This window comes from Gemmatimonadales bacterium, assembly GCA_019637315.1.
Classification (GTDB): Bacteria; Gemmatimonadota; Gemmatimonadetes; order Gemmatimonadales; family GWC2-71-9; genus SHZU01.
In genome coordinates this window covers 16,089-37,639 of sequence record JAHBVU010000007.1, presented here as the reverse complement: position 1 = coordinate 37,639, position 21,551 = coordinate 16,089, and the positions used below count along the sequence as shown (strand labels likewise).

The following is a 21,551-nucleotide window of genomic DNA, read 5'->3' as shown; positions in this document are numbered from 1 at the left end:
CCCGTCTCCGTCCGCCAGAGCCTCCCTGGACTAGATCATCGAGGTGCCCGCGCCGGGCGGGCTCTGCCGCTGTCGTCCGGCTGAGGTTCCCCCCTAGCGAGACCACGGCGGCACGACGTTGTTCGATCTGGCGTAGGCGATCGACTGACCCAGGTGTTCATTCATGTGAGCAACGAGTTGCAGCAGCACGGCTGCCTGGGTCACCTCCCGCCCGTAGAGCCTCGTCGGCTGGGCCAGGTCTGCTGGCAGGCCTCGGATGGCGCGCTGAACGTGTTCTCGGGATTCCCGCAGCAGCGCGACCAGCTGGGCTTTGTCCGTGATGTCCTCAGTGGCTGCGGCGTCCCGATTGCTCGGCGCGGGAACGCCGAGCGAGGTGGCAGGGTACAGGTAGTTGTAACGAACGACGTGGCCGTATACCCGGGCAACGGTCATCACGCCCGGACCCGGGCTCCAGCCGTAGGCCGACGCTGGCATGGCTTCAGCCAGCGCGATGAACTTCTGCATCGATCCGTCGAACTGTCTGAGCAACTCGGACGCGAAGCCCTCAGGCACAGCCTGAGCCCGAGCGCCCGGTGCACTTACCGCGATGGCCGCGGCGAACATGGCGGTGGCAATGCGACGCATGGAACGCTCCCGGGGATGGTATGCCATAAGGTACCTCGCCTGGTACCGAGCGGAAGTTCCGCCGCTCACGGCGCGGAGGAATCCTGGTCCTCGCGATTGCTGCCTCAGCGCAGGCGAACCTCATCGAGCTGAAACCGGAACGCCCCTGCCGGCTGCCCGGCAGCGAAAACCAACCCGCGGACGAGGGCCGGGTTGCCGCCACCGAAGGCGGTGAGCGGAATGCGCACCTGAGCCCACTCCGGCCCCGCCGTGAAGGTCTGCACGGCCGGGGCGCCCTGGGCCGCCTCGCCCGAGAAAAGCATTACCTGATAGGTTCGCCCATCACCCTTGGCCTGGAAGACGAGCTCACCGTGCGCCGAGAGATCGGCCGGCTGCATCGGCTGCGCGGCGGGAAAGAAGATGACTCCGGCCCAGGGAAATGCCGCATTCGCCATGATCTCGCCGGCGACCTCGAGCGCACCTGGGGAGCCGTTTGCGCCGCTCCGTACGAGGCGGTGCGTCACCGACGAGGTTCCACCCATCATCGCATCGGTGGTCGGCTGCCATCCGGCTCCGAACCGTGCCTCGATCCGCTCCCCGTCGAAATCGCTGATCAGGCCATCGGCCGGAATGAGGGCTCCGGTGGCCGTGGCAGCCACAGGCGCGGGCAGTCTCCGATCGATGGCATAGCCGTTCTTCCAGACGGCCTCGATCGCGCGGGTGGCTCGGATATCGGTGGTCGGGTCACCGGTGACGAGGATCAGGTCGGCCCGCTTCCCTGGCGCGATTCGGCCGCGGTCAGGCACGCCGAAACGATCGGCCACCCGTGCCGTGGCAGCGGACAGCGCCTGTGCAGGGGTCATGCCGGCCTCCGTAAGCAGCAGCAGCTCCCCGTGGATACTGACACCGTGCGCCGTGCCTGGATTGGGCGCGTCGGTGCCGGCAAGCACCGTGACACCAGCCTGGTGCAGCGCGCGGACCGACGCGAGCGCTCGCTCGAGGAATGCCGGCTGCTTCAACGAGCCGAAGGTGCGGGCCAGGCCGGCGGTTTGATCCGGGGTGAGGAGCGGGGTGAGCGCAGCATCCGCCGCGAGGGCCGGGCCGGCGCCGTTGCCGGCCATAGTCGCGATGACCGAAAGTGTCGGAATCACAAACACATCTCGGCGCTTGGCATCGGCGACGAACGCGGCATCAGCGATCTCGTCCTGGAAGATGTGGACCAGACCGCTCGCGCCGGATGCCACGGCGTGTCGGGCATCTCGCTGGGCGGCGACGTGCACCACCGCGAGCTTTCCGCCGGAGCGGGTCGCGGCAATCGCGGCGGTAACCTGCGCAGGTGAGAGCGTCGGCATTCGGGTTGGAGCACCGTACACGCTCATGTCTTCGACGATGATCTTGACGTAGTCGGAGCCCTCGGCCAACCGCGCCCGAACGAAAGTGGAGGCATCGGCGTCGGCAGGCAGGGTTGGCACTCGCATCCCGAACTGAGTTCCGTGCCCGCCGGGCGCCGTGACGGCCGCTCCGGCGGTCCACAGATCCGCAAGCGCGGTGGGTGCAGTCGAGCTGCGCTGAGCTGCCAGCGAGGGGATTCGGTTCCAGTCCCCCAGCATGTCGAACTGGGTGGTCACACCGAAACGAAGCGCATCACGCTGCGCATCGCCCCAGCTGTGGGTGTGCGCATCGAGGAAGCCGGGCAGCAGGGTCTTGCCTGTACCATCCGTGACAGCAAGGCCGGCGGGAATCGCCAGATCCGGACCCACCGTCTGGATCATGCCATCCCTGACGATCACGTTGGCGCGGGCGATGACACGTTCGCCGTCGAAGACACGGACGTCTCGTAACGCGAAGCTGCCGTTGCCTTGCGGAGCGACCGATGCGTCAGCCGCTGACGAACGGAGCGTAAGCGGGCCTCCGCTCGCCGCCAGCAGCGGCACCAGCATCGGAATCAACGCGAAGATGGGACGAGTCGACATGTTATGTGCCTCTTCATGGCGGGGTGCCATCAGCTGCCGCCCGGTTGTCGGGCTGCGGAATCGGGGCGCCGGAAGGTCCGGGCCGGTCGAGCGGTCAGGTCCTGGTCTGGAGGAAGATAGCACCGCAACGGAAGCCCGTGGCCGTGTATTCGATCAGAACGGCCGAACGCCACTGGTGGATCTCGATTGCCGCGTACTGACGGATGGCGGTGACATTGAAATTGATGTTGTCGACCGGAACCTCTACGGACGGTCGAGCCTTGCGTGGTCCACATGGCCAGCGCACCGAGACCACAGGGTCGGAGGCAAGGCCCCGCAGCCGCTATCGGCGCCAGGGGGCTACTGGAGCGGTGCTCCGGTCTGGAGTCGGCGAAGGATCTCGTCCTCTGGCAAGGTCAGCATTCCAACGATGCCCTTCAGCTCCTTCCGCGGCGAGCGTGCCGTGAAAATCCGGAGGCGCCGAGCGCTCTGATACAACTCCGCCGCAATCCTGGGCAAGCCCAACTGGCCGGCTCGCCCCGCACCGGTCAACCGCTCGGTCCGCCCGTCGCGCGTTTTGAGGGCCAGGTCGACCGCGAGCATGTTGCTGCGGGCGGGATAGTCGAGCAGCAGCTCGCCCGGGGAGAGATCGAGCTCCTTCGCGAGCGCGTTCTCGACCTGCTCGAGCAGGTCAGGGTCGCGATCAATCCAATCTCCCGCGTTGGCTGGAACGTCGCTGGCGGGCAGGTCGAGCGCCCGTTTGTAGAGGCGCCGCTCGTGCACGGCGCGGGCAAGGCCGGTTGGTTCTGATGCCAGGAGTCGTTCCATCAGCGCTCCGTCGGTGGCGTCGGCGAGTTGGACCGCCATGATGCGCCCGGTCGCGACTGCGGACCGTACGGCCCGCTTGAACATGCAAGTGGCCGACCGAACCGCATGGTGCCAGTAGACGTTGCGGTACATCTGATACTTGCCGAACAGCATGGTCTCGAGTGCGCTGATGCCCTTGTCGAGAATCCCGACCTCGAGCTGTCCCGCGTCGTTCCGTACCAGGGTCAGGGTCGCCAGCATGCGGTCGACATCCAAAGTGCCGTAGGAAACGCCGCAGCCTCTGGCATCACGACTCAGGTAGTCCACCTTGTCGAGGTCGAGCGTGCCCGAGATCAGGCCCTGGAGCGGGTTGGTGCTGCGCCCCTGAATCAGTGCGCCGATATCCGAGATCAGAGCCGGTCCGCCCAATCCGTCCAGGACGGTGCGCAGCTCACCGGTCCGCAGGCGGGCAACGCCGAGCTCTTCGTGGTGGGCAAAGCCGGCCTCTTCGAGCCCGTGCGAAAAGGGATAGTGACCGACATCGTGGAGCAGCGCGGCCAGCAGGACTGCCTGCTGGTCCACCGCGGCAATGCCCTCCAGTTCGCCCCGCCGGCCCAGGATCGCCAGCGCCCGAGCGGTCAGATGGTACGCGCCAAGCGCGTGTTCGAAGCGGGTGTGGGTTGCGCCGGGATAGACCAGAAAGGCGTGGCCGAGCTGGCGGATGTAGCGGAGCCGCTGCATCGGCGCGGTGTCGACGACCGACATCATGGTCGCGTCGAGTTCGATGTTGTCCCAGAGGGGATCGCGAATGATCTCGGGCATCTCAAACGAGGGGAGGCCGGCGGGCGCCGAGCCTCCCGTCATTCCGGATTCGTCAGGCGGGGCCAGCGCTGGTCACCGCATCCGGCACCTGACCGGCAAATCCTTTGAAGTTATCTCTGAACATGGCGGCCAACTTCGCGGCCTGGGCATCGTAGGCCGCCGCATCGGCCCAGGTGGACCGCGGGTCGAGCACCTTGTCGGTGACGCCAGGGACGGCCGTCGGGACGTCGAAACCGAAGACCGGGTCCTTGCGGTAGGATGCCTTGTCGAGGCCTCCGGACAGGGCGGCCGTGACCATGGCGCGAGTGTTCCCGAGCTTCATCCGCGACCCGACCCCGTAGGCGCCGCCGGTCCATCCCGTGTTGACGAGCCAGACGTTGGCCGCGTGCTTGGCGATTCGTTCTCCCAGCATCCTGGCGTACTCACCCGGGTGAAGCGGCAGGAAGGGCGCTCCGAAGCAGGACGAGAAGGTGGCCGTCGGCTCCGTCACCCCTCGCTCCGTACCGGCCACTTTGGCCGTATAGCCGGAGAGGAAGTGGTACATCGCCTGTTCTGGTGTCAGCCGCGCAATGGGGGGCATGACGCCGAAGGCATCGGCCGTCAGGAACACGATGTTCCTGGGATGCCCGCCAACCCCGCTCGGTTCGAAGTTGGGTATGAAATGGATCGGGTAACTCGAACGCGTATTCTCGGTAATATCCTGGCTGTCGAAGTCGACGCGTCGGGTGGTCGGGTCGATCACGACGTTCTCGAGCACGGTGCCGAACCGATGGCTCGCGGCGTAGATCTCGGGCTCACCGCTCGCGGAGAGTCGAATGACCTTGGCGTAGCAACCACCTTCGAAGTTGAAAGTGCCGCGGTCGCTCCAACCGTGCTCATCGTCGCCGATCAGCTTGCGGTTCGGGTCGGCCGAGAGGGTCGTCTTGCCGGTGCCCGACAGGCCGAAGAAAATGGCCGTATCGCCGCCGCTGCCGATGTTGGCCGAGCAGTGCATCGGGAGGACGCCCTGCTGGGGCAACAGGTAGTTGAGGACGGTAAAGATCGACTTCTTCATCTCACCCGCATAGCGGGTTCCGCCGATCAGCACGGTCCGCTTGGCGAAGTTGAGGACGATGAAGGTCCCGGTCCGGGTGCCGTGCGTCGCGGGGTCCGCCTGGAACTCAGGCGCGTGGTAGACGGTAAACGACGGTGAGAACGCGGGCAGGTCGGCAGCGCCGGGCCGGATGAACATGTTGCGAACGAACATGGCTTGCCAGGCATTCGGCGTCAGAAACCGGACCGGCAGCCGGTACGCCGGATCGGCGCCGCCGTAGAGATCCTGCACGAACAGCTCCGGTAGTCCGTTCAGGTACTGTTTGACGTCGGCCAGCAGGCGGTCGAAGTGCGCTTCGGAGATTCGCTCGTTCTTCTCCCACCAGATCCGGCCGGTCGAGTCCGGTTCATCGACGACGAACTTGTCCTTGGGGGATCGCCCTGTGTGCGGGGTCGTATTGACGGCAAACGCGCCGTGATCGGTGAAGCTGCCTTCGTTCCGCCGGGCCGCATGCTCGTACAGCGCGGGGTTCGTGAGGTTGGCCCATACGGTCTTCGTGGTGATACCGTGGGCCGACAGATTCAGGGGTGCGTTCATAGGCCTTTAAAAATGAAAGGGACGCGAATCACGCCCGTCATTAGCGTTGTAGCAAACTGAAACGTGCGAAGTTAGCGACTAGTTGCTAAAGATCGACCGTATGGTCCTACCAGACAAGGACTGTGCCATCCTCGAGCCAGAGGCAGGCCTTTGTCGTACTGGTGCTCGACGTCCGGAGGTTCAGGGATCGGGCCGTGGTGGCCGGGCGGTAGTGGCTTCAGTGCGACAATCCAACGGTTCTCCCGGACTGCATTTTCTTGCGTTGCCGACGTGTATCTTGTTGCAGGGTAAGGTTTTGCTTCGCTAGTCGCCGGCTGGCACAAGTGGGTACAGATCGTGCGAATTCCGCGATTGCCCGGTCACTCGGATCGGGGGCGTTTGCGAACCTGACTTTTGCGGATTACAGAAACCCAGCGTGCATACTCGCGTTCTCTTGCTTGGCAATGCAGATGCCCGTCCCCCTGGGCTCGAGCGATCCTTGATCAGCGCGGGCTTTGGTTTGGGCGAGGCTGGCTTCCTGCCCGAGGCGCCGGGTGATGCCGGCTCGCCGGACTTGGTGATTCTGTCGCTCGGGTGTGTCGGTGAAGAACTGACGGCCCAGTTGCTGCCGATTACGAACGAGGCCTGGCGCAACGTGCCCGCCATCGTGCTGCTTCCCGAAGGCACCACGGACGCCGTCGAGCGGGTCCTCTCGCTGGGGGCGCTCGACGTTATGGTCGGGCCCGTCTACCTGCCGGAGCTCGTTGCGCGGGTGGTGGCGCGGCTCCGCGGCGTCCGTGACGGCTTCCGTTCGATGCGGTCGGCCAACGGGCAGGCCCAGCTCTTTGCCGTCTTTCAAGACGTGGCAATGGCGGCTCGGCCCGAGGAGATGCTGCAGCTGCTGGTGCGCGGGATTGCGGCGTCGCTGGGCGCGGCACACTGCGCCTGCATCTTTACGATCGATGCCGCGCGGGGTCGGGTCATCTCGGTCGCCGAACGTCCCGAGGTTCGCAACCTCGAAGTGGATCTGCAGGAGTACCCTGAGGTGAGGCATGCCGTGCGCACCGGACGCACGGCGTTCGTGCCGAATGTCGCGCAGCATCCGCTCTTCGGTGATTCACCGGACTCCGCCTGGAAGGCGCAGGTGCCGACCAGCGCCGCGGCAGTCCCGATCGCCTTTCAAGGTCGTACGGTCGGCGTCCTGGTCGTTCGGACCGCGCTGCCGCAGCCGAATCTGACGATCGACGATGTGGCCTTCATCGAAGCCCTGGTCGCTGCAACTGCCCGCCTGCTCGAGCAGGAAGACCGCCGAGCCACCGTCTACCGCCGTCAGGCCAGCGCGGGCGTGATCGATCCGCTGACCGGGTGTGGCGGGCTGGATGCGCTCGATCGCCGGGTGCGCGATGAGACCCAGCGGTCCGACCGGTATGGCCGCCGGTTCTCGCTGCTCTTGGTCGACGTTGATGGCCTCCGGTTCATCAATCAGCAGCACGGTATTGAAGCGGGCGACCAGATTCTGCGTGAGTTGGGTGGCCTGTTTCAGCGGGAACTGCGGTCTCCCGACTTCGTGGCGCGCTACGGCGGGGATGAGTTTGCTTTCATACTTCCGGAAACGGACGAGGCGGGCGCCCGGGATATGCTGGCTCGTCTGCGCAGCGCGATCGCGAGTCACACCTTCGATGACGCAGGTCAGAACCTGTCGATTTCAGGAGGGTGGGTCAGCTATCCGGCGGCAACGGTGCTGACACCCGAAGATCTCTTTGCGGCGGCGGAGGCCGGGCTGATCGAACGGAAGGCCAAGCCGGCCAGCCACGCAGCCTAGCCGGCGCTTCAGCACGGGGCTCAGTTCCGGCGCCTGAGCCAGGCGGTCGGATCCATGGCGATTTGCTTGTCGCCGCGAATCTCGAAGTAGAGGTGAGGACCGAACTCGGTGTTCTCACCACCGACCGTTCCGATCGTCTGACCCTTGCCGATCTCGTCACCCACGTTCACGACCGACGAAGCCAGCTGCATATACAGCGAGAAGTAGCCGCTCGGGTGCTCCAGAATGACCGAGAGTCCGTAGGTACCGAGCCGCTGCACCATGACCACGCGACCCGGCGACACGGCCGTGACCGGTGTTCCGGCGGCCGCCGCGATGGAAATGCCGTGGCGGGTTACCCGGGCCCCGCTCGTCAGCGTGTCGGGGCCGAAGTTGTGAAGGATCCGTCCGGCAACCGGCCAGTCGAGCCGGCCCAGGTCGGCCGTCGACACGCCGGTAGTACGCGCCGCCGACGGTGCGGCCCCCGGAGCGGGACGAGCAGGGGCCCGCCCGGCTGCGGCGCGACTTCGCTCCAATGCCGCCAGGACTTCGTTGAGCTGTTCTTCGTCGCGGGCCAGCACGGTCAGCCGGCGCGCGGTCGTCTGGGTGCTCTGCCGGAGTCGTCGGATCTGGGCCGCTCGCTCGTCGGCAAGGGAGCGATAGCTCCGGAGCTCGGTCTCGCGATCGGCCCGGCGGCGGTCGAGCTGCTCCTGAACCAGGACCAGCTCCCCTCGCTGCGCCTGAATCCGGTTGCGGAGTCGTTCGACGTCGCGCACCAGCGCGCGGTCCTGTCGGCTGGTCAGGAAGAGGTACTTGTAGCGGGAGAGCAGATCCGAAAACGATTCGGCCGCCAAGAGGACCTGAAACGTGTGGAGTGAGCCGCGCTTGTAGATGTCGACCAGGCGACGCTCGAGGACGGCGCGACGGTCGATCAGATTGTCCTGCGCCAGGGCCAGTTGCGTCGCCGTTCCATCCAGCTGCGAGCCGAGCCCGCCAATCTGCCGTTCGAGTTCGTTGACGATCCGGTTGGTGACATCGCGCTGCCGTTCGAGATTGTCGAGTTCGCGACCCGCGTCTCGGACCTGCCCCTGCAGCCGCTCCTGATCGCGCCGCAGCCGTTCCCGCTCCGCGCGAATCTCCTCGAGGCGCTGCCGGCTTTTCTCCAGATCTGTGGGTTGCTGCGCAGTGGCCGGCTCGGCAAGACCCAAGCCGACCGCCAGCAGCACGAGCAGCGCGGCCTGCCGATACCGGACCCGGCGGGTCTCAGACACTTTTGAGCTGCCTGCCGACCGACATGATGCTGCCGGCCAGACCGATCGTAGTGCCGAAGACGAGCATCAACAGAATCTCCGGGACCCGGAAAAAGGCCAGTGTCGTTCCGGCGTCGCCCACGGTGCGCTGGAAGATCGTGAACATGAGCCACGACATCAGGACCGCCAGCAAGCCGCCGAGCACGCCTTTGACTGCCCCTTCGATCAGAAAGGGTCCCCGAATGTAGCCGTTGGTGGCGCCGACCAGGCGCATGATGGCGATCTCCTTGGCTCGCTGCAGCACCGTGATCCGGATCGTCACACCGATGATGACGACCGCGACCGCCGCAAACGCGAAGCCGATGACGAGACCGACCACGGCGGCGATGTTGCGAATCTTGTCGAGCCGTTCCACCCAGTCTCGACCATAGCGGACATCCTCGATGAACGGAAAGCCGCGCAATCGCTCGGCGACCGCCTGCGCATGCGCCGCATCTCGGAATGCCGGTTGCAGCCGAATCTCAAACGACGGCGGGAGCGGATTGACCTCCAGCTCCTGGTACGCCTCCCGGAACTCGACCAGTTCCCGGCGCGCCCGACTCAACGCTTCATCGGAGGTCACGTAGTGGACGGACAGCACCTCGGGAAAGGCTTCGATGTCCTGGGTGGCCTGGCTGACGGCCTCGGTGGGTGTGCCCCGCAGCACGAAGGCGACCACCTCGACCCGCTCGGCCAGGGTATCCAGGGCTTGCCGGAAGTTGAGGGCGACCAGCGCAAAGAGGCCAACCGTAAAGAGCGAGAAGCCGATCGACGCCACCGAAAGAGCGGAGAGCAGCGGGGTGCGTCGAAAGGTGAGCATGGCCTCGCGGACCGGGGTTCGCTGCTTCATGATGCGCTCTCCGGTACATCGACCGCGCTGTCGTACACGATCCGACCGCCGCGAAGTTCGATGGTGCGATACCCGGTGTCGTGAACCAGGTCCATATTGTGCGTTGCCATGACGACGACCGTGCCGCCCGCGTTGATTTCGCGCAGCAGCTGAAAGACGCCCCGGGTGGCGCGCTCGTCCAGGTTACCCGTCGGTTCGTCGGCGATCAGGATGTGCGGATCGTTGACGAGTGCGCGCGCAATCGCGACCCGCTGCTGCTCACCGCCCGACAGCTCCTTCGGGTAAGCGCGCGCTTTCGAGGCGAGCCCGACCTGGGTCAGGACCCGCATGACCCGGTTGGGGATGCCCTCGCGACGGGCGCCGGTAACCTCGAGCGCAAAGGCGACATTTTCTTCCACGGTGCGATACTCGAGCAGTCGAAAGTCCTGAAACACCACGCCCAGGCGACGGCGGAGTCGCGGAATTTCCTTGCTCGTCAGCTTGGCAATCTGATACCCGGAAACCCGGACCTCGCCCTCCGTCGGTCGCTGCTCCGCAAAGATGAGCGACAGAATCGACGACTTGCCTGCGCCCGAGTGGCCGGTCAGGAAGACGAACTGACCCTTCGGAATATGGAAGGTGACGTCAGCGAGGCCGACCACGCCGTTGGGATAGGATTTCGTAACGTGATTGAACCGGATCATAGTCCATCGAGTCCGTGTCGCAGATCGGCGATCAGGTCATCGGCGTCTTCGATACCGCAACTCAGCCGCAGGAACCCGTCCGGGATTCCGATGGCACTCCGCTGCTCCGACGACATGGCCGCATGAGACGTGAGTCGTGGCTCTGAGACGAGACTCTCGACGCCTGCCAGGCTTGGAGCATGGGAAAAAATGCGCAGCCTGCGAAGCACGGTCTCGGCGGCACGAACCCCGCCGGCCAGCGCAATACCCACCATGCCGCCGTACCCGTCCAGCAGGCGCGACGCGACCGCTTGATCCGGGTGGTCAGGAAGCCCGGGGTAGAACACCGCACTGATGCCCGCCTGCCGGCTGGCCCAGGTTGCGACGGCCAGGCCATTGGTATTGTGTCGAGCCATCCGGAGGGCCAGGGTCTTGAGGCCCCGGTCGAGCAGCCACGCCGCATGCGAACTGAGAGCGGGGCCCCAGATCCGCGCCAGGCGAGCGACTTCGTCGATGACCGCCTGCGCTCCTGCCACCGCCCCGCCCGTTACATCGGAATGCCCGTTGAGGTATTTGGTCGCGCTGGTAATGACGACATCGGCGCCATGCTCGAGTGGACGGAAATTGATCGGGCTCGCGAAGGTGCTGTCGACCAGGAGCGCCAGCCCTGATTCCCGTGCAATCGCGGCGATCGGAGCGGGGTCGACCACTCGCATCAACGGGTTGGTCGGGGATTCGAGAAAGACGGCCCGGGTGTTTTTGCGGACGGCCCGCCGCCAGGCGCGAGGTTGGCTTGGATCGACATAGGTAACGTCGATGCCGAAGCGGCCCAGCTCTTCGTCGAAGAACAACTTGGTGCCGCCGTAGATCCAGGCGCTGGCAAGCAAGTGGTCTCCCGGTCGGAGCACCGCAAGGTGGGCCAGTGCGGTCGCGGCCGCACCGCTGCCCACCACGATCGCCGCCTCCGCACCCTCGAGCAGGGCGTACTTCCGCGCCAGGGCCGTTTGATTCGGCGTGTTGCCGTAGCGCTCATACAACACCTCACTGCCGCCACCGACAGGGAGCGCGTACGTCGTGCTCTGATAGACCGGCTGCACCACCGGCGCCCCATCGGGAATCCGATGCGGGGTGCCGTGAACGGCAATGGTGGAGCGGCCCGGACGTGGCGATGTCATCGGATCGGTACAGGGCAATAGGTTCCTGATGCTGCCTGAACCAGGCGCCTGAGCGCCAGCGACTGGAGCGCATCAGCGGCACGTTCTACCGTCCAACCTAATGCGTCGGCCACCCGGCTCGCATCCCCTGGTCCGAGCCGCATCACGGCATCGAATACCGCCACGAGATCGGGCGTTCGCCAGCCGAGAATGACGGGCCCCGGTCCGTCGGACAGGAGCGCGACCACCGTCAGGTTGTGCGTCTCGAGCACGTGGTCGATCGTCTCGCGGTGCGTTTCGGACACGTTGAGCAGCACCATGTAGCGGGGGCGGTCGAAGTCCTCGAGCAGCAGCAGCTTGGCCACGATTTCGTCGGCACAGCTGAAGTCGAGCAAGCCGATGGCGCGAAAATCGAGCTGCGTCGTAGGGTACGGGCTCGCCTCGATGACCGCCTGGATCCGGGAACGGACATTGGCGCCGGTCGGTCGCGTCACGAGGTCGGAGTAGCTGGTCCGGACACTGTCACGGAGGATCGGAGCGAGGTCGATGTGCTCTCTCATCGGGACACCGCTTCCTGCGCTGGAATCGTGAGTTGGAGCTGAGCACCGGGAAAGAACGGCAGATGCTCGGCCAGCGGGACGTCGTCATCCCACTCCGGCAGCAACGCAATGCGGGCTGAGCCGCTTCGAACCGACAGCTTGCCATGCCACCGGAAAATGTAGCGCTTGATGCCGGCGATGCCCTGGCCGCGGCCCTTTTCCTTGTCGCGGAAGCGGCTGACCGAGTGCAGCACGGCCGACTCGAGCGCGGCGCCGTCGCCCCAGCGCTCGCCGACCTTCTTGGCCTCGGTGGCCTCGAGCGAGCGACGGAACCCGATGCCTCCATCGCTGACGGCAATGACCGCGACCTTGCGACCGAGCCGACGTTTCCAGAAATAGGTCTGCGCAGCAACCCACCCGCCGGTTTCGGCATGCTCGACGACATTCTGGCAGGCTTCCGACAATGCCATGGCAAAACCCATCGTGGCTTTGGCCTCGAGTTTGAGCTCGGAGGTGAGGATCCGGGTGGCAACTTCCTGAAGCTTGCCGACGACCTCGTGCACGTCTTCTGCATCTCGGATCGGTGTCAGCGGCAGCAGGGTGTCGCTGGCTGCTTCGCTGCTCCGGCGGGGAATCTTGCCCACCAGATCGTAGTACTCCGCTGCATAGGCAAAGAATCCGGTCCGGGCCCAGTAGCCGCGAGTGTCGTCGGAGTCGGGCGCGGCGAACTTGGGGCGGGGCAGGCCGAGCTCCTTGATGGACTGCCCGAGCGTGAGCAGCGCAGCAAGGCCGTACGGCGAGGCCCAGGTGGTACCCCGCGCATCGAGCAGGAGGCGTTCGGGCGGCGGCCATCCGCCCAGTGACTGCGCCAGCGTGTCGAGACCGCGATCATCAAAGGATGCCGGAACCGGCGCGACGTGAATCATGGATCAATCATAGTGAGACGAGAGAGCCCCTGAGATGATGCGCCAGGCCGGTGGCACCGCGATACCCCGCGTTGCGGGCGCCGGCGCGCGTGCCGGCCGCGACAGCGCGGTCGAGCGGCTCACCCGCGAGGATTCGGGCAAAGGTCGTTGCGCCGAAGACATCGCCACACCCCGTCGGATCCGCGTCGTCCACCGCAGGCGACGGTATCAGCGCCGTACGCAGCGGACCCGGCTCGCCGCCACCGACCCTGCCGTCGGTGAGGTACACGGCTCCCCGAGCTCCCAAGGTAACCAGAACCGTGCTGACGCCAACCGACATCATCGCGGCGGCCAGGCTGATTGGGTCGGTCGAGAGCTCCGCCATCTCGTCCTCGTTGAGCTGGATCAGATCGAAGCACCGGTACCAGCCGGCGGCGTCCGGCAGCGGCTGCATCGCTCGCATCCCATCGCGGCCCATGGCCAGGAAGAGGCTGTGAAGGTCGGCATAGATGAGCCCCCGGAATCCATCCCGAAGCGCGGCGGCGGTGCCGAGGCTCAGCTCGAAACCCGAGATGAAGTTGACGTAGATCGCATCGAGATCGCGGACCAGCGGCCCGAGCTCTGCCCAAGTCCAACCGGGGACGCCTCCCTGCATTCGCTCGGTCCGGCGCTCCGTGGAGGTGTACCGCAGTACCACCCGATTGTTGGGGGCGGGGACTTCGATGAACCGAACCGACCGCGCCACATGGCTCAGTGAGCGCAGCAACTGCTCCGCCGGCCCCGCCAGGTCGCGCCCCACTTTGATGAGCGGGACGATTTCCCAATCGTCAGCGAGAGCCGCATCGAAACCGGCCAGTGCGTAGGCGATTCCGCCCCATTCTTCCACCGCGGCGCGGCCGGGGTCTCGGCCATGGATCTCATCCCAGACCAGTGAGCCGATGACCCCGACTTTAGGCATGGGTTTCCAAGAAGATTTTGGCAGCGCCGACGACGCCCGCCGTGCCGGGCAGCTCGCCGGGTACGATCCGACACACCTCGACCGCCGGCTTGAAGGCCCGCCGGGTCACCTCACGGCGAAGCGGGGTGAACAGCCGTTCGCCGGCCTGCGTCACGCCACCGCAGATGACCACGATTTCCGGATTGAGGATGTTGATCAGGTTGGCGACCCCGACGCCGAGGTACTTGGCGGTGTCGTGCACAACCTCGAGGGCCAGCGCGTCTCCGGACGCCGCGGCCTCGTAAACGGCTTGCGCCGTCAGCGGGCCACGATCACCAGGGCCGGCTAGCAACGATTCCCCACCCGCGCCGATTGCCTCCGTCATCCGCCGCGCAATAGCGGTTCCCGAGGCATAGGCTTCGAGGCATCCGTCGTTGCCGCAGCCGCAGCGGCGCCCGTTGGTTTCGATCGTGATGTGGCCGATTTCGCCCGCCACGTCCGAGGCGCCGTGGACGACCTTACCGTCGACCACCAATCCGCCGCCGATACCCGTGCCAAGCGTGAAGGTCACCGCGTGACGCGCCCCGCGGGCCGCCCCGAGCCACCATTCCCCCGCCATTGCGCAGGTAGCGTCGTTGTCCAGGGTCGCCGGCAAGCCGAGCGGGTTGGCGATCAGGTCTCGGACCGGCATGTCGACCCAGCCGAGGTTGGGCGTCAGCAGCACCACTCCAGCCCCGACATCGACCGGTCCTGGCGATCCGATGCCGATCCCGGTCAGGCGGCTGGAGGGATCGGCGGCCCGAGTATCGTCGATGGTGCGCCGAGCCATGGCCACCAGGCGGCTGATCACGTCGTCAGCGCCTCGGCCCGCCTCCGTCGGCTCCGATCGCAACCCCTCGATCCGGCTGCCGTCGGTCGCAACCGCCGCCACGACCAGGTTGGTGCCTCCGATGTCGATGCCGAGGACGTATTCCATTCGCGTCACGATCCCGTCAGCTGGTGAATCGCGTCCCGTACGCTGTCCGGTGGAATCTCGCGCATACAGCGATGATGACCAAGCGGGCAGCGTGCCGGGCCGTGGAGCGAACAGGGGCGGCAGTCGAGCTCACGCTCGATCAAGGCCGATTGCGGCGCTCGGGGGCCGAAGCCGAAGGCCGGCACGGTCGGACCGAAAATCGCCACGGTTGGGGTGCCGAGTGCACTGGCGAGATGGAGCGGGGCGGAGTCGTTGGTGATCAGGAGCTGGGCCCGTTCGAGCAGGGCCGCCGATTCACGGAGTGACATCGCACCGGTGGCATCGGCCACCCGGTCGGGCGCGGCATCGACCAGGGTCTGGGCCAACTCGCGGTCGCCGGGGCCGCCGATCACCACGATCCGGCCGGGAAGCCGTTTGATCAGTTCCGGATAGTAGGGCCACCGCTTGGTGCCCCAGACCGAGCCGGGTGCCATCACGACGAAGCCATCACCGATGCCGCGCGCTGCGAGCCACGCGTAGGCCACGGCACGGTCGTCGTCGGTCAGCGCCACCTGCAACTCGGCAATCTCGCCCGGCGCTGGTGACGCCAGCGCCAGCAGCCGCTCGGCCTCGTGCGCAGCGTCCGGCCGTGCCACGCGGTGGGTGTAAAGCGGTGCGCCGGCCGAGCCCTCGAAGCCGATCCGAATCGGGATCCGAGCGGCCAATGCCAGCGCAGCGCTGCGGGCCGATCGATGCGGCAGGTAGGCGCGGGCGTAGTGCCGGTCGCGGAGGGTGCCAACGAGTCGCCACCAGGCGCGCAGACCGCGATCGCGCCCCTTCTTGTCGTAGGCAAGTGCCTCGCGAACGGCAGGGTGGGTTTCCACCAGTGGTACGGCGCCGGGCGTGACGAGCATGTCGACCGGGCCGAACTGCGTCGCGAGACGGCTGATCAGTCCTGTGGTCAGGACCACGTCGCCGAGGAAGGCCGTTTGAATCACCAGCGTGCCGCCGTCGATCGGGCCGGAGCCACTCTGCGACACGGATCCGATCCTCAGTCGCTGTCGACCTTGAGCACGGCGAGAAAGGCTTCTTGCGGAATCTCGATCTGGCCGACCTGCTTCATCCGCTTTTTGCCTTCCTTCTGCTTCTCGAGCAGCTTGCGCTTTCGCGTGATGTCGCCGCCGTAGCACTTGGCGAGCACGTCCTTGCGGAGCGCCGACACCGTCTCGCGGGCAATGATCTTGGCGCCGACCGCGGCTTGAATGGACACCGCGAAGAGCTGTCGGGGAATCAGCTCCTTCAGCTTCTCGGCCACCTTGCGGCCCCAGTCGTACGACTTGTCCTGGTGAATGATCACACTGAAGGCGTCGATCTGCTCGCCGTTGATCAGCATGTCGAGTTTGACCAGGTCGCTGGTGCGATAGCCGGCCATCTCGTAATCGAGCGAGGCGTACCCCCGCGAAATCGACTTGAGCCGATCGTAGAAATCGAGCACGATCTCGCCCAGCGGGAAGTCCCAGGAAAACTCGACCCGCGTGGTGTCGATGTAATGCATGCCGTGGTACACGCCGCGGCGATCCTGCCCCAACTTCATGATCGGCCCGATGTAATCGACCGGCGACACGATCCGGGCCTTCACGAACGGCTCGTCGATATGATCGCGCAACCCCGATTCCGGGAGGGTCGACGGGTTCTCGACCACCACCATCTCGCCGCTGGTCAGGTAGACGTGGTACTCCACGGTCGGAACGGTCGTGATCAGGTCGAGATCGAACTCGCGCTCCAGCCGCTCCTGGATGATCTCCATATGCAGGAGGCCCAGGAAGCCGCAGCGAAAGCCGAACCCGAGCGCCTGCGACGACTCCGGCTGGTAGTTGAGGCTCGCGTCGTTGACTTGGAGACGCTCGAGCGCGTCGCGCAGGTCCTCGTACTGATCCGTCGTGGTCGGGTAGATGCCGGCAAAGACCATCGAGCGGACGTCCCGGTACCCAGCCAGCAGCTCCGCAGCCGGATTGGCCGCGTCAAGGATGGTGTCGCCCACCCGAGCGTCCCGCACGCCGCGCACGCTGGCGACGATATGGCCGACCTCGCCGGCTTCGAGCACGTCGGTCGGGTGCCGACCAAGGGCGGGAAAGCCGACCTCATCGACCTCGTAGATGTCGCCCGGATGCGAACCGAAGAAAATCTTCGATCCCTTGCGAACGGAGCCGTCGACGACGCGCACGCTTGGCACGGCACCGCGATACCGGTCGTAGTACGAATCGAACACCAGCGCCCGAAGCGGGCCGTCGGGGTCACCTTTGGGCGGTGGCACCTTGGCGACGATCTGCTCGAGCAGCTCCGGGACGCCTGTGCCTTCTTTGGCCGACACGGCCAGGATGTCCTCCTCCGCTACCCCCAGAAGTTCCACCAGTTCGAGCGCTCGGCGCTCGGGCTCCGCGCCGGGGAGGTCGATCTTGTTGAGTACCGGGACGATCTCGAGCCCGGCTTCCATCGCCAGAAAGAGATTCGACAGCGTCTGCGCCTGAATGCCCTGGGAGGCGTCGACCACCAGGACCGCGCCCTCACAGGCCGCCAGCGACCGGGACACTTCATAGGTAAAGTCGACGTGCCCCGGCGTATCGATCAGGTTGAGCTGATACTCCTGTCCGTCGCGGCCCCGGTAGGCCATTCGACACGCATTGAGCTTGATGGTGATCCCGCGCTCGCGTTCGAGATCCATGCTGTCGAGCACCTGCTCCCGCATTTGCCGCTTCTGGAGCGTGCCCGTGGTTTCGATCAGCCGATCGGCCAGGGTGGACTTGCCGTGATCGATGTGGGCGACGATGCAAAAGTTCCGGATTCGCGACTGCTTCATGGGCCCGAATATAGTCGGGTGCCCAGCGTGTTCCCCCGTGCCTCGGAGAATCCGGGCGGCGGCTCAGGGGGGCTGCTAGATTGTACGCCGCAATGGCCTCCTCAGCGCCGCCACTCTCCAAGTCCGATCTCGGAATGCTGCTCGTCGCCCTGATCTGGGGCGCCAACTTCAGCGCGAACAAGTACGCACTCGTCTCAGTGCCCCCGCTCGCCTTTTCGGCCGTTCGATTCCTGATCGCGAGCGGCCTCCTCTGGACGGTGGTTGCCGTCTTGAGGCCTGGTGAGGGCGTGCCCGGGCGCACGGCGTGGTTGCTCGCCGGTCTTGGCCTGATCGGCAACACCGCCTATCAGGCAACCCTGATGACCGGGCTGGTTTCAACCACCGCGACCAACGCGGCACTCATTCTGGGAGCCATGCCGGTTTCCGTCGCGGTGTTGGGAACAGTCTTCCGCGTCGAGCGCGCCAGCCCGCGGCTCTGGGTTGGCATCCTGGTCGCGACCGTTGGCGTGGTCATGGTCATCGCCGCGCGCGGCCTCGACTTCTCCTCCGCCACCCTCCGTGGCGATCTGCTGGCCCTGCTCGCCTGTCTCTGCTGGTCGATCTTTACCGTGGGTGTTCGCCAGGTCGGTCGGGGGGTCCATCCCTTGCGCGTGGTATTGCTCACCACCACGGGCGGAACACCGCTCCTGGTGCTCCTCGCCTGGCCTGAGTTGGTCCGAACCGAGTGGCTGCAGCTGGGCGCGTGGACCTGGGGTGCGCTGCTGTACTCCGCCGTCCTCGCTATCGTGGTGGCCTACGCCATCTGGAGCGTCGCCGTCCAGCGCATCGGCGGAAATCGGACCGCGCTGTACAACTGCGTCGTGCCAGTCGTTGCCGCGCTGGTTGCCTGGCTCGTGCTTGGCGAACGGCCCCTGCCGGTTCAGGGGCTCGGCGCGGCCCTGGTGTTTGCGGGGGTCTTCTTGAGTCAGGGCATGGTACGACCCGCTGTGCGCGCACCGCACGGCCGCTAGCATGGGTCGCGGTTTCTCACGCTACGACGCTGGCATGCTGGGCGTCTCCCTGATCTGGGGCACCAACTTCAGCATCTCCAAGCTGGCTCTGGGGCACCTGGGTCCTTTGCCCTTTGCGGCGATGCGGTTCGTGCTGAGCAGCGCGCTGCTGGTGGCCGTGTTCTGGAGTGTCGAGCGCCCAGGCCGAATCCCTCGGTCGGTGTTGTGGCGCTTGCTGGCCTGGGGCATCGTTGGCCATACCTTCAATCAGGGGTTCTTTCTCTACGGTCTGCGGCACACCACGGCCACCAACAGCGCCCTGATCTTTGCGACCCTGCCGGTGGTCGTCGCGCTGTTCGGGATCGCGAGCGGCAGGGAACGGCCGGAGGCGCGGGTCTGGGCCGGGATCGGGCTGGGAACCCTGGGCGTCGTGCTGGTGGTGGCAGCGCAAGGTGCGCACTTTACGGTCGACACACTCCGGGGCGATGCGCTCACCATTGGAGCCGTGATCTGCTGGGCCTCGTTCCTGGTCGGGGTTCGAACGGTGGCGATGTCCCGCAGTTCACTCGAGGTCGCGGCGATCACGCATGTCGGAGGAACCCCGGGGCTGGTGCTCGCGGCAACGCCCGGGCTCGTGGCGGTCGATCTGCCAGCCCTCTCACCGATCGTTTGGATTGCCCTGATCTATTCTGCGGTTTTTTCCTCGCTCGTCGCCATGGTGCTGTGGACCCGCGGCCTCAAGGCGCTGGGCGGCAGCCGAACGGCCCTGTACAACTGCGTCACACCGGTGTTTGCTGCCCTGGTGGCCTGGCTGCTGCTCGGCGAGCGACCTACGCCGCTCCAGGGAGTCGGGGCGGCGCTGGTGATTGCGGGAATTCTGGTCAGCCGCGCACCGGCGCAGGCCGAGGAGGTTTAACCGGCGGTCCGGACCTCCTCGAGGCGGGCCACGGCGCGGCGCAGGTGAGGAATCACGATCGAGCCCCCGATCAGGAGTCCGATCGAAAAGACCTCATGGATCTCCGGGTCGGTTGCCCCTTCCTGGGCGCAGCGCTCGACATGATAGGTGACGCAGTCGTCGCAGCGAAGCACCAGGGACGCCACCAGGCCGAGTAGTTCCTTCGTCTTGACGTCCAGCGCGCCTGCTTCGTAGGCACGAGTGTCGAGGTTGAAGAACCGATTCGTCGTCAGATTGCCCGCGGCGAAGATCTTCTCGTTCATCGCCGTCCGGAAGGCGTGGAACTGCTCCAGCGATTTCGTTTCGTTGCTCATCAGGGTTGCCCCGCCGGTCTCACGATTCGTTGATAGCTGGCCTGGTCCCAGACCGGCCGTTCCGGTGCGCTGGCGATCTCATGGCCGAGATAGAAGATCAGCTGGAGCAGCCGGGCCTGCTTTTCGGCGTCGATCTTGTCGGGTGTGTCGGAAGCGGCGTGGTAATCGCCGTGGAGGCCGCTGGTAAAGAACAGGGCCGGTATCCCTTTGCGCGCAAAGTTGTACTGGTCCGATCGCATGAAGAGGTTCTCGTCGGGCCAGAGGTCGTCCACCACCGTCATACCCAGTTCGGGGTGCTCGGCGGCAAGGCGATCGACTAATGCGCCGAGGCTCGAATGTGGTTTGCCGACCGCAACGATGCTGTCGGTCCAGTTCCGCCCGATCATGTCCATGTTGAGGTTGGCAACCATGGCGCTGATGGGCACAGGAGGCCGCTCGGCAAAATGCGCGCTGCCCCAGAGTCCCTTTTCCTCCCCACTCACGGCCACGAACAGGACGGATCGTGCGGGGGGCGCCTGTTCGAACGCTTTGGCGAGGGCGATCAGGCCAACCGTGCCTGAAGCGTTGTCGTCGGCGCCGTTGCAGACCTGATTCTCCGGAGTCACGCCGCCGCAGGACGAACCGACGTGATCCATATGGGCCGTGATGACCAGATACTCATTGCGGAGCTTCGGGTCGGTGCCTTCGAGGAGCCCGACCGTGTTGGGCACCAGGACGGAGCGTGCCTCGCCTTCCTTGGATACGAGCGTGGCCCGCCAATCCGTGACCGGCGCGACCGTGGTGCGCGGTGAGTTGCGCAAGAAGGCAATCTGCTGGCGGACATCAGGCAGCGCCCGCGCCAGCGCGGCATCCGACGTCAGGGCAAAGAACCGGCCGTTGGACGGACCAGCCGGTCGGGGCGGCCCCAGGCGGACGGTTGGCCCCGCCGGAGTGCCCAGCCCCATTTGCGCAGCAAGTGAATCGTTGTTGATCGGAAGCAGGACACCAAGGGCGCCGCGCGTCACGGCGGTAACGGCGGCCTCCTGAATCTGCGGCCCCATGCCGCCGGTCCAGTCGGTAACGATGATCGCCAGTTTGCCACGCACCGCTTCGGCTTTGATCGCGCCCGGATCGAGGCTTTTGCCCCCCAGGAGAACGACCTCGTACTGTGTCGCGGTGCGGGGTGCCACACCTTCGATGTGCACGTCGGGGCCGATGGCCAGCCGGGCCGGTGCGCTGCCGGGAATCCGCAACTCGAGAAAGGTGGAATCGGGATCCGGCACCGCGACGTTGACCTCGTACCGCTGCAGGTAGGTGCCCGAGTCGCCGGCGGGTTTGAGGCCGAAACGGGCGAACTCACGGGCCAGCCATTCGGCCGCCTTTTCGAGGCCCGGGCTCGGGGTATCGCGCCCGCCCATGGAATCATGGGCAAGGATGTCGATCCGATGCTGGATCTCGGCGGCCGTGATGCGTGCCGCGGCCGATTTGAGGTCCGAGCGTGGCCCTACCTGGGCCGCGAGGCACAGGGGCGCAGCAAGCAGCAGAGCTGCCAGAAGCCGAGTCTTCACGTCA

19 protein-coding genes are annotated in these 21,551 nt (G+C 66.0%); 3 read left to right on the top strand and 16 right to left on the bottom strand.

The window, feature by feature from the left end; all coding sequences use genetic code 11:
* Window positions 1-93 precede the first annotated feature (93 nt).
* The 4 genes from KF785_08195 to KF785_08180 all read right to left on the bottom strand — a co-directional run bounded on the left by KF785_08195 (window position 94) and on the right by KF785_08180 (window position 5,814).
* Entirely contained in the window at window positions 94-624 is a 531-nt protein-coding gene (locus tag KF785_08195) for a DinB family protein (GenBank protein ID MBX3146740.1), read from the bottom strand.
* Window positions 625-728: 104 nt separating this feature from the next.
* Window positions 729-2,576, bottom strand: coding sequence for a CIA30 family protein (locus KF785_08190; protein ID MBX3146739.1), 1,848 nt, complete (start codon window positions 2,574-2,576; stop codon window positions 729-731).
* A 339-nt stretch (window positions 2,577-2,915) separates the two neighbouring features.
* Complete coding sequence (locus KF785_08185) at window positions 2,916-4,226, bottom strand: HD domain-containing protein (GenBank protein ID MBX3146738.1); 1,311 nt, start codon at window positions 4,224-4,226, stop codon at window positions 2,916-2,918.
* Window positions 4,227-4,236: 10 nt separating this feature from the next.
* Window positions 4,237-5,814 (bottom strand): phosphoenolpyruvate carboxykinase, encoded by a 1,578-nt coding sequence (locus KF785_08180; GenBank protein MBX3146737.1) that lies wholly within the window; start codon window positions 5,812-5,814, stop codon window positions 4,237-4,239.
* Between the two features lie 415 nt (window positions 5,815-6,229).
* Here KF785_08180 and KF785_08175 point away from each other — a divergent pair, with 415 nt between their 5' ends.
* A complete protein-coding gene (locus KF785_08175) occupies window positions 6,230-7,615 on the top strand; it encodes a diguanylate cyclase (GenBank protein ID MBX3146736.1) in 1,386 nt (461 codons plus the stop codon).
* Window positions 7,616-7,635: 20 nt separating this feature from the next.
* On the opposite strand, the gene KF785_08170 is transcribed toward KF785_08175, so the two are convergent.
* The 10 genes from KF785_08170 to lepA are packed head-to-tail and all read right to left on the bottom strand — an operon-like array spanning window position 7,636 to window position 17,742.
* Entirely contained in the window at window positions 7,636-8,865 is a 1,230-nt protein-coding gene (locus KF785_08170; protein ID MBX3146735.1) for a peptidoglycan DD-metalloendopeptidase family protein, read from the bottom strand.
* Window positions 8,858-9,733, bottom strand: a complete 876-nt coding sequence (locus KF785_08165) for an ABC transporter permease (protein MBX3146734.1) — start codon at window positions 9,731-9,733, stop codon at window positions 8,858-8,860. Before KF785_08165 ends, KF785_08170 begins: the two co-directional genes overlap by 8 nt.
* Window positions 9,730-10,416 carry a cell division ATP-binding protein FtsE gene (gene ftsE, locus KF785_08160; protein MBX3146733.1) on the bottom strand — a complete coding sequence of 229 codons (687 nt, stop codon included), beginning with the start codon at window positions 10,414-10,416 and terminating at the stop codon, window positions 9,730-9,732. The genes KF785_08165 and ftsE overlap by 4 nt, the downstream gene beginning before the upstream one ends.
* Window positions 10,413-11,570 (bottom strand): aminotransferase class I/II-fold pyridoxal phosphate-dependent enzyme, encoded by a 1,158-nt coding sequence (locus KF785_08155; GenBank protein MBX3146732.1) that lies wholly within the window; start codon window positions 11,568-11,570, stop codon window positions 10,413-10,415. Before KF785_08155 ends, ftsE begins: the two co-directional genes overlap by 4 nt.
* A complete protein-coding gene (locus tag KF785_08150; protein MBX3146731.1) occupies window positions 11,567-12,109 on the bottom strand; it encodes a hypothetical protein in 543 nt (180 codons plus the stop codon). The genes KF785_08155 and KF785_08150 overlap by 4 nt, the downstream gene beginning before the upstream one ends.
* The gene (locus KF785_08145; protein MBX3146730.1) at window positions 12,106-13,014 is read right to left on the bottom strand and encodes an ATP-binding protein; all 909 of its coding nucleotides are present in this window, start codon (window positions 13,012-13,014) and stop codon (window positions 12,106-12,108) included. The genes KF785_08150 and KF785_08145 overlap by 4 nt, the downstream gene beginning before the upstream one ends.
* A 7-nt stretch (window positions 13,015-13,021) precedes the next feature.
* Window positions 13,022-13,951: a carbohydrate kinase family protein gene (locus tag KF785_08140; GenBank protein MBX3146729.1), complete on the bottom strand. Its 930-nt coding sequence runs from the start codon at window positions 13,949-13,951 to the stop codon at window positions 13,022-13,024.
* Window positions 13,944-14,906 (bottom strand): ROK family protein, encoded by a 963-nt coding sequence (locus KF785_08135; protein ID MBX3146728.1) that lies wholly within the window; start codon window positions 14,904-14,906, stop codon window positions 13,944-13,946. The genes KF785_08140 and KF785_08135 overlap by 8 nt, the downstream gene beginning before the upstream one ends.
* 5 nt (window positions 14,907-14,911) lie before the next feature.
* Window positions 14,912-15,925: a lipopolysaccharide heptosyltransferase II gene (gene waaF / locus KF785_08130; protein MBX3146727.1), complete on the bottom strand. Its 1,014-nt coding sequence runs from the start codon at window positions 15,923-15,925 to the stop codon at window positions 14,912-14,914.
* Between the two features lie 11 nt (window positions 15,926-15,936).
* Window positions 15,937-17,742 carry a translation elongation factor 4 gene (lepA, locus tag KF785_08125; GenBank protein ID MBX3146726.1) on the bottom strand — a complete coding sequence of 602 codons (1,806 nt, stop codon included), beginning with the start codon at window positions 17,740-17,742 and terminating at the stop codon, window positions 15,937-15,939.
* A gap of 134 nt (window positions 17,743-17,876) precedes the next feature.
* On the opposite strand from lepA, the gene KF785_08120 reads away from it, so the two are divergent.
* Window positions 17,877-18,752, top strand: a complete 876-nt coding sequence (locus KF785_08120; protein ID MBX3146725.1) for a DMT family transporter — start codon at window positions 17,877-17,879, stop codon at window positions 18,750-18,752.
* A gap of 34 nt (window positions 18,753-18,786) precedes the next feature.
* Window positions 18,787-19,647, top strand: coding sequence for an EamA family transporter (locus KF785_08115; GenBank protein ID MBX3146724.1), 861 nt, complete (start codon window positions 18,787-18,789; stop codon window positions 19,645-19,647).
* Here the strand turns inward: KF785_08115 and KF785_08110 are convergent.
* Both KF785_08110 and KF785_08105 read right to left on the bottom strand, forming a co-directional pair.
* Window positions 19,644-20,000: a carboxymuconolactone decarboxylase family protein gene (locus KF785_08110; protein ID MBX3146723.1), complete on the bottom strand. Its 357-nt coding sequence runs from the start codon at window positions 19,998-20,000 to the stop codon at window positions 19,644-19,646. The two genes, KF785_08115 and KF785_08110, sit on opposite strands and share 4 nt — an antisense overlap.
* Entirely contained in the window at window positions 20,000-21,547 is a 1,548-nt protein-coding gene (locus tag KF785_08105) for a M28 family peptidase (GenBank protein MBX3146722.1), read from the bottom strand. The genes KF785_08110 and KF785_08105 overlap by 1 nt, the downstream gene beginning before the upstream one ends.
* Window positions 21,548-21,551 lie beyond the last annotated feature (4 nt).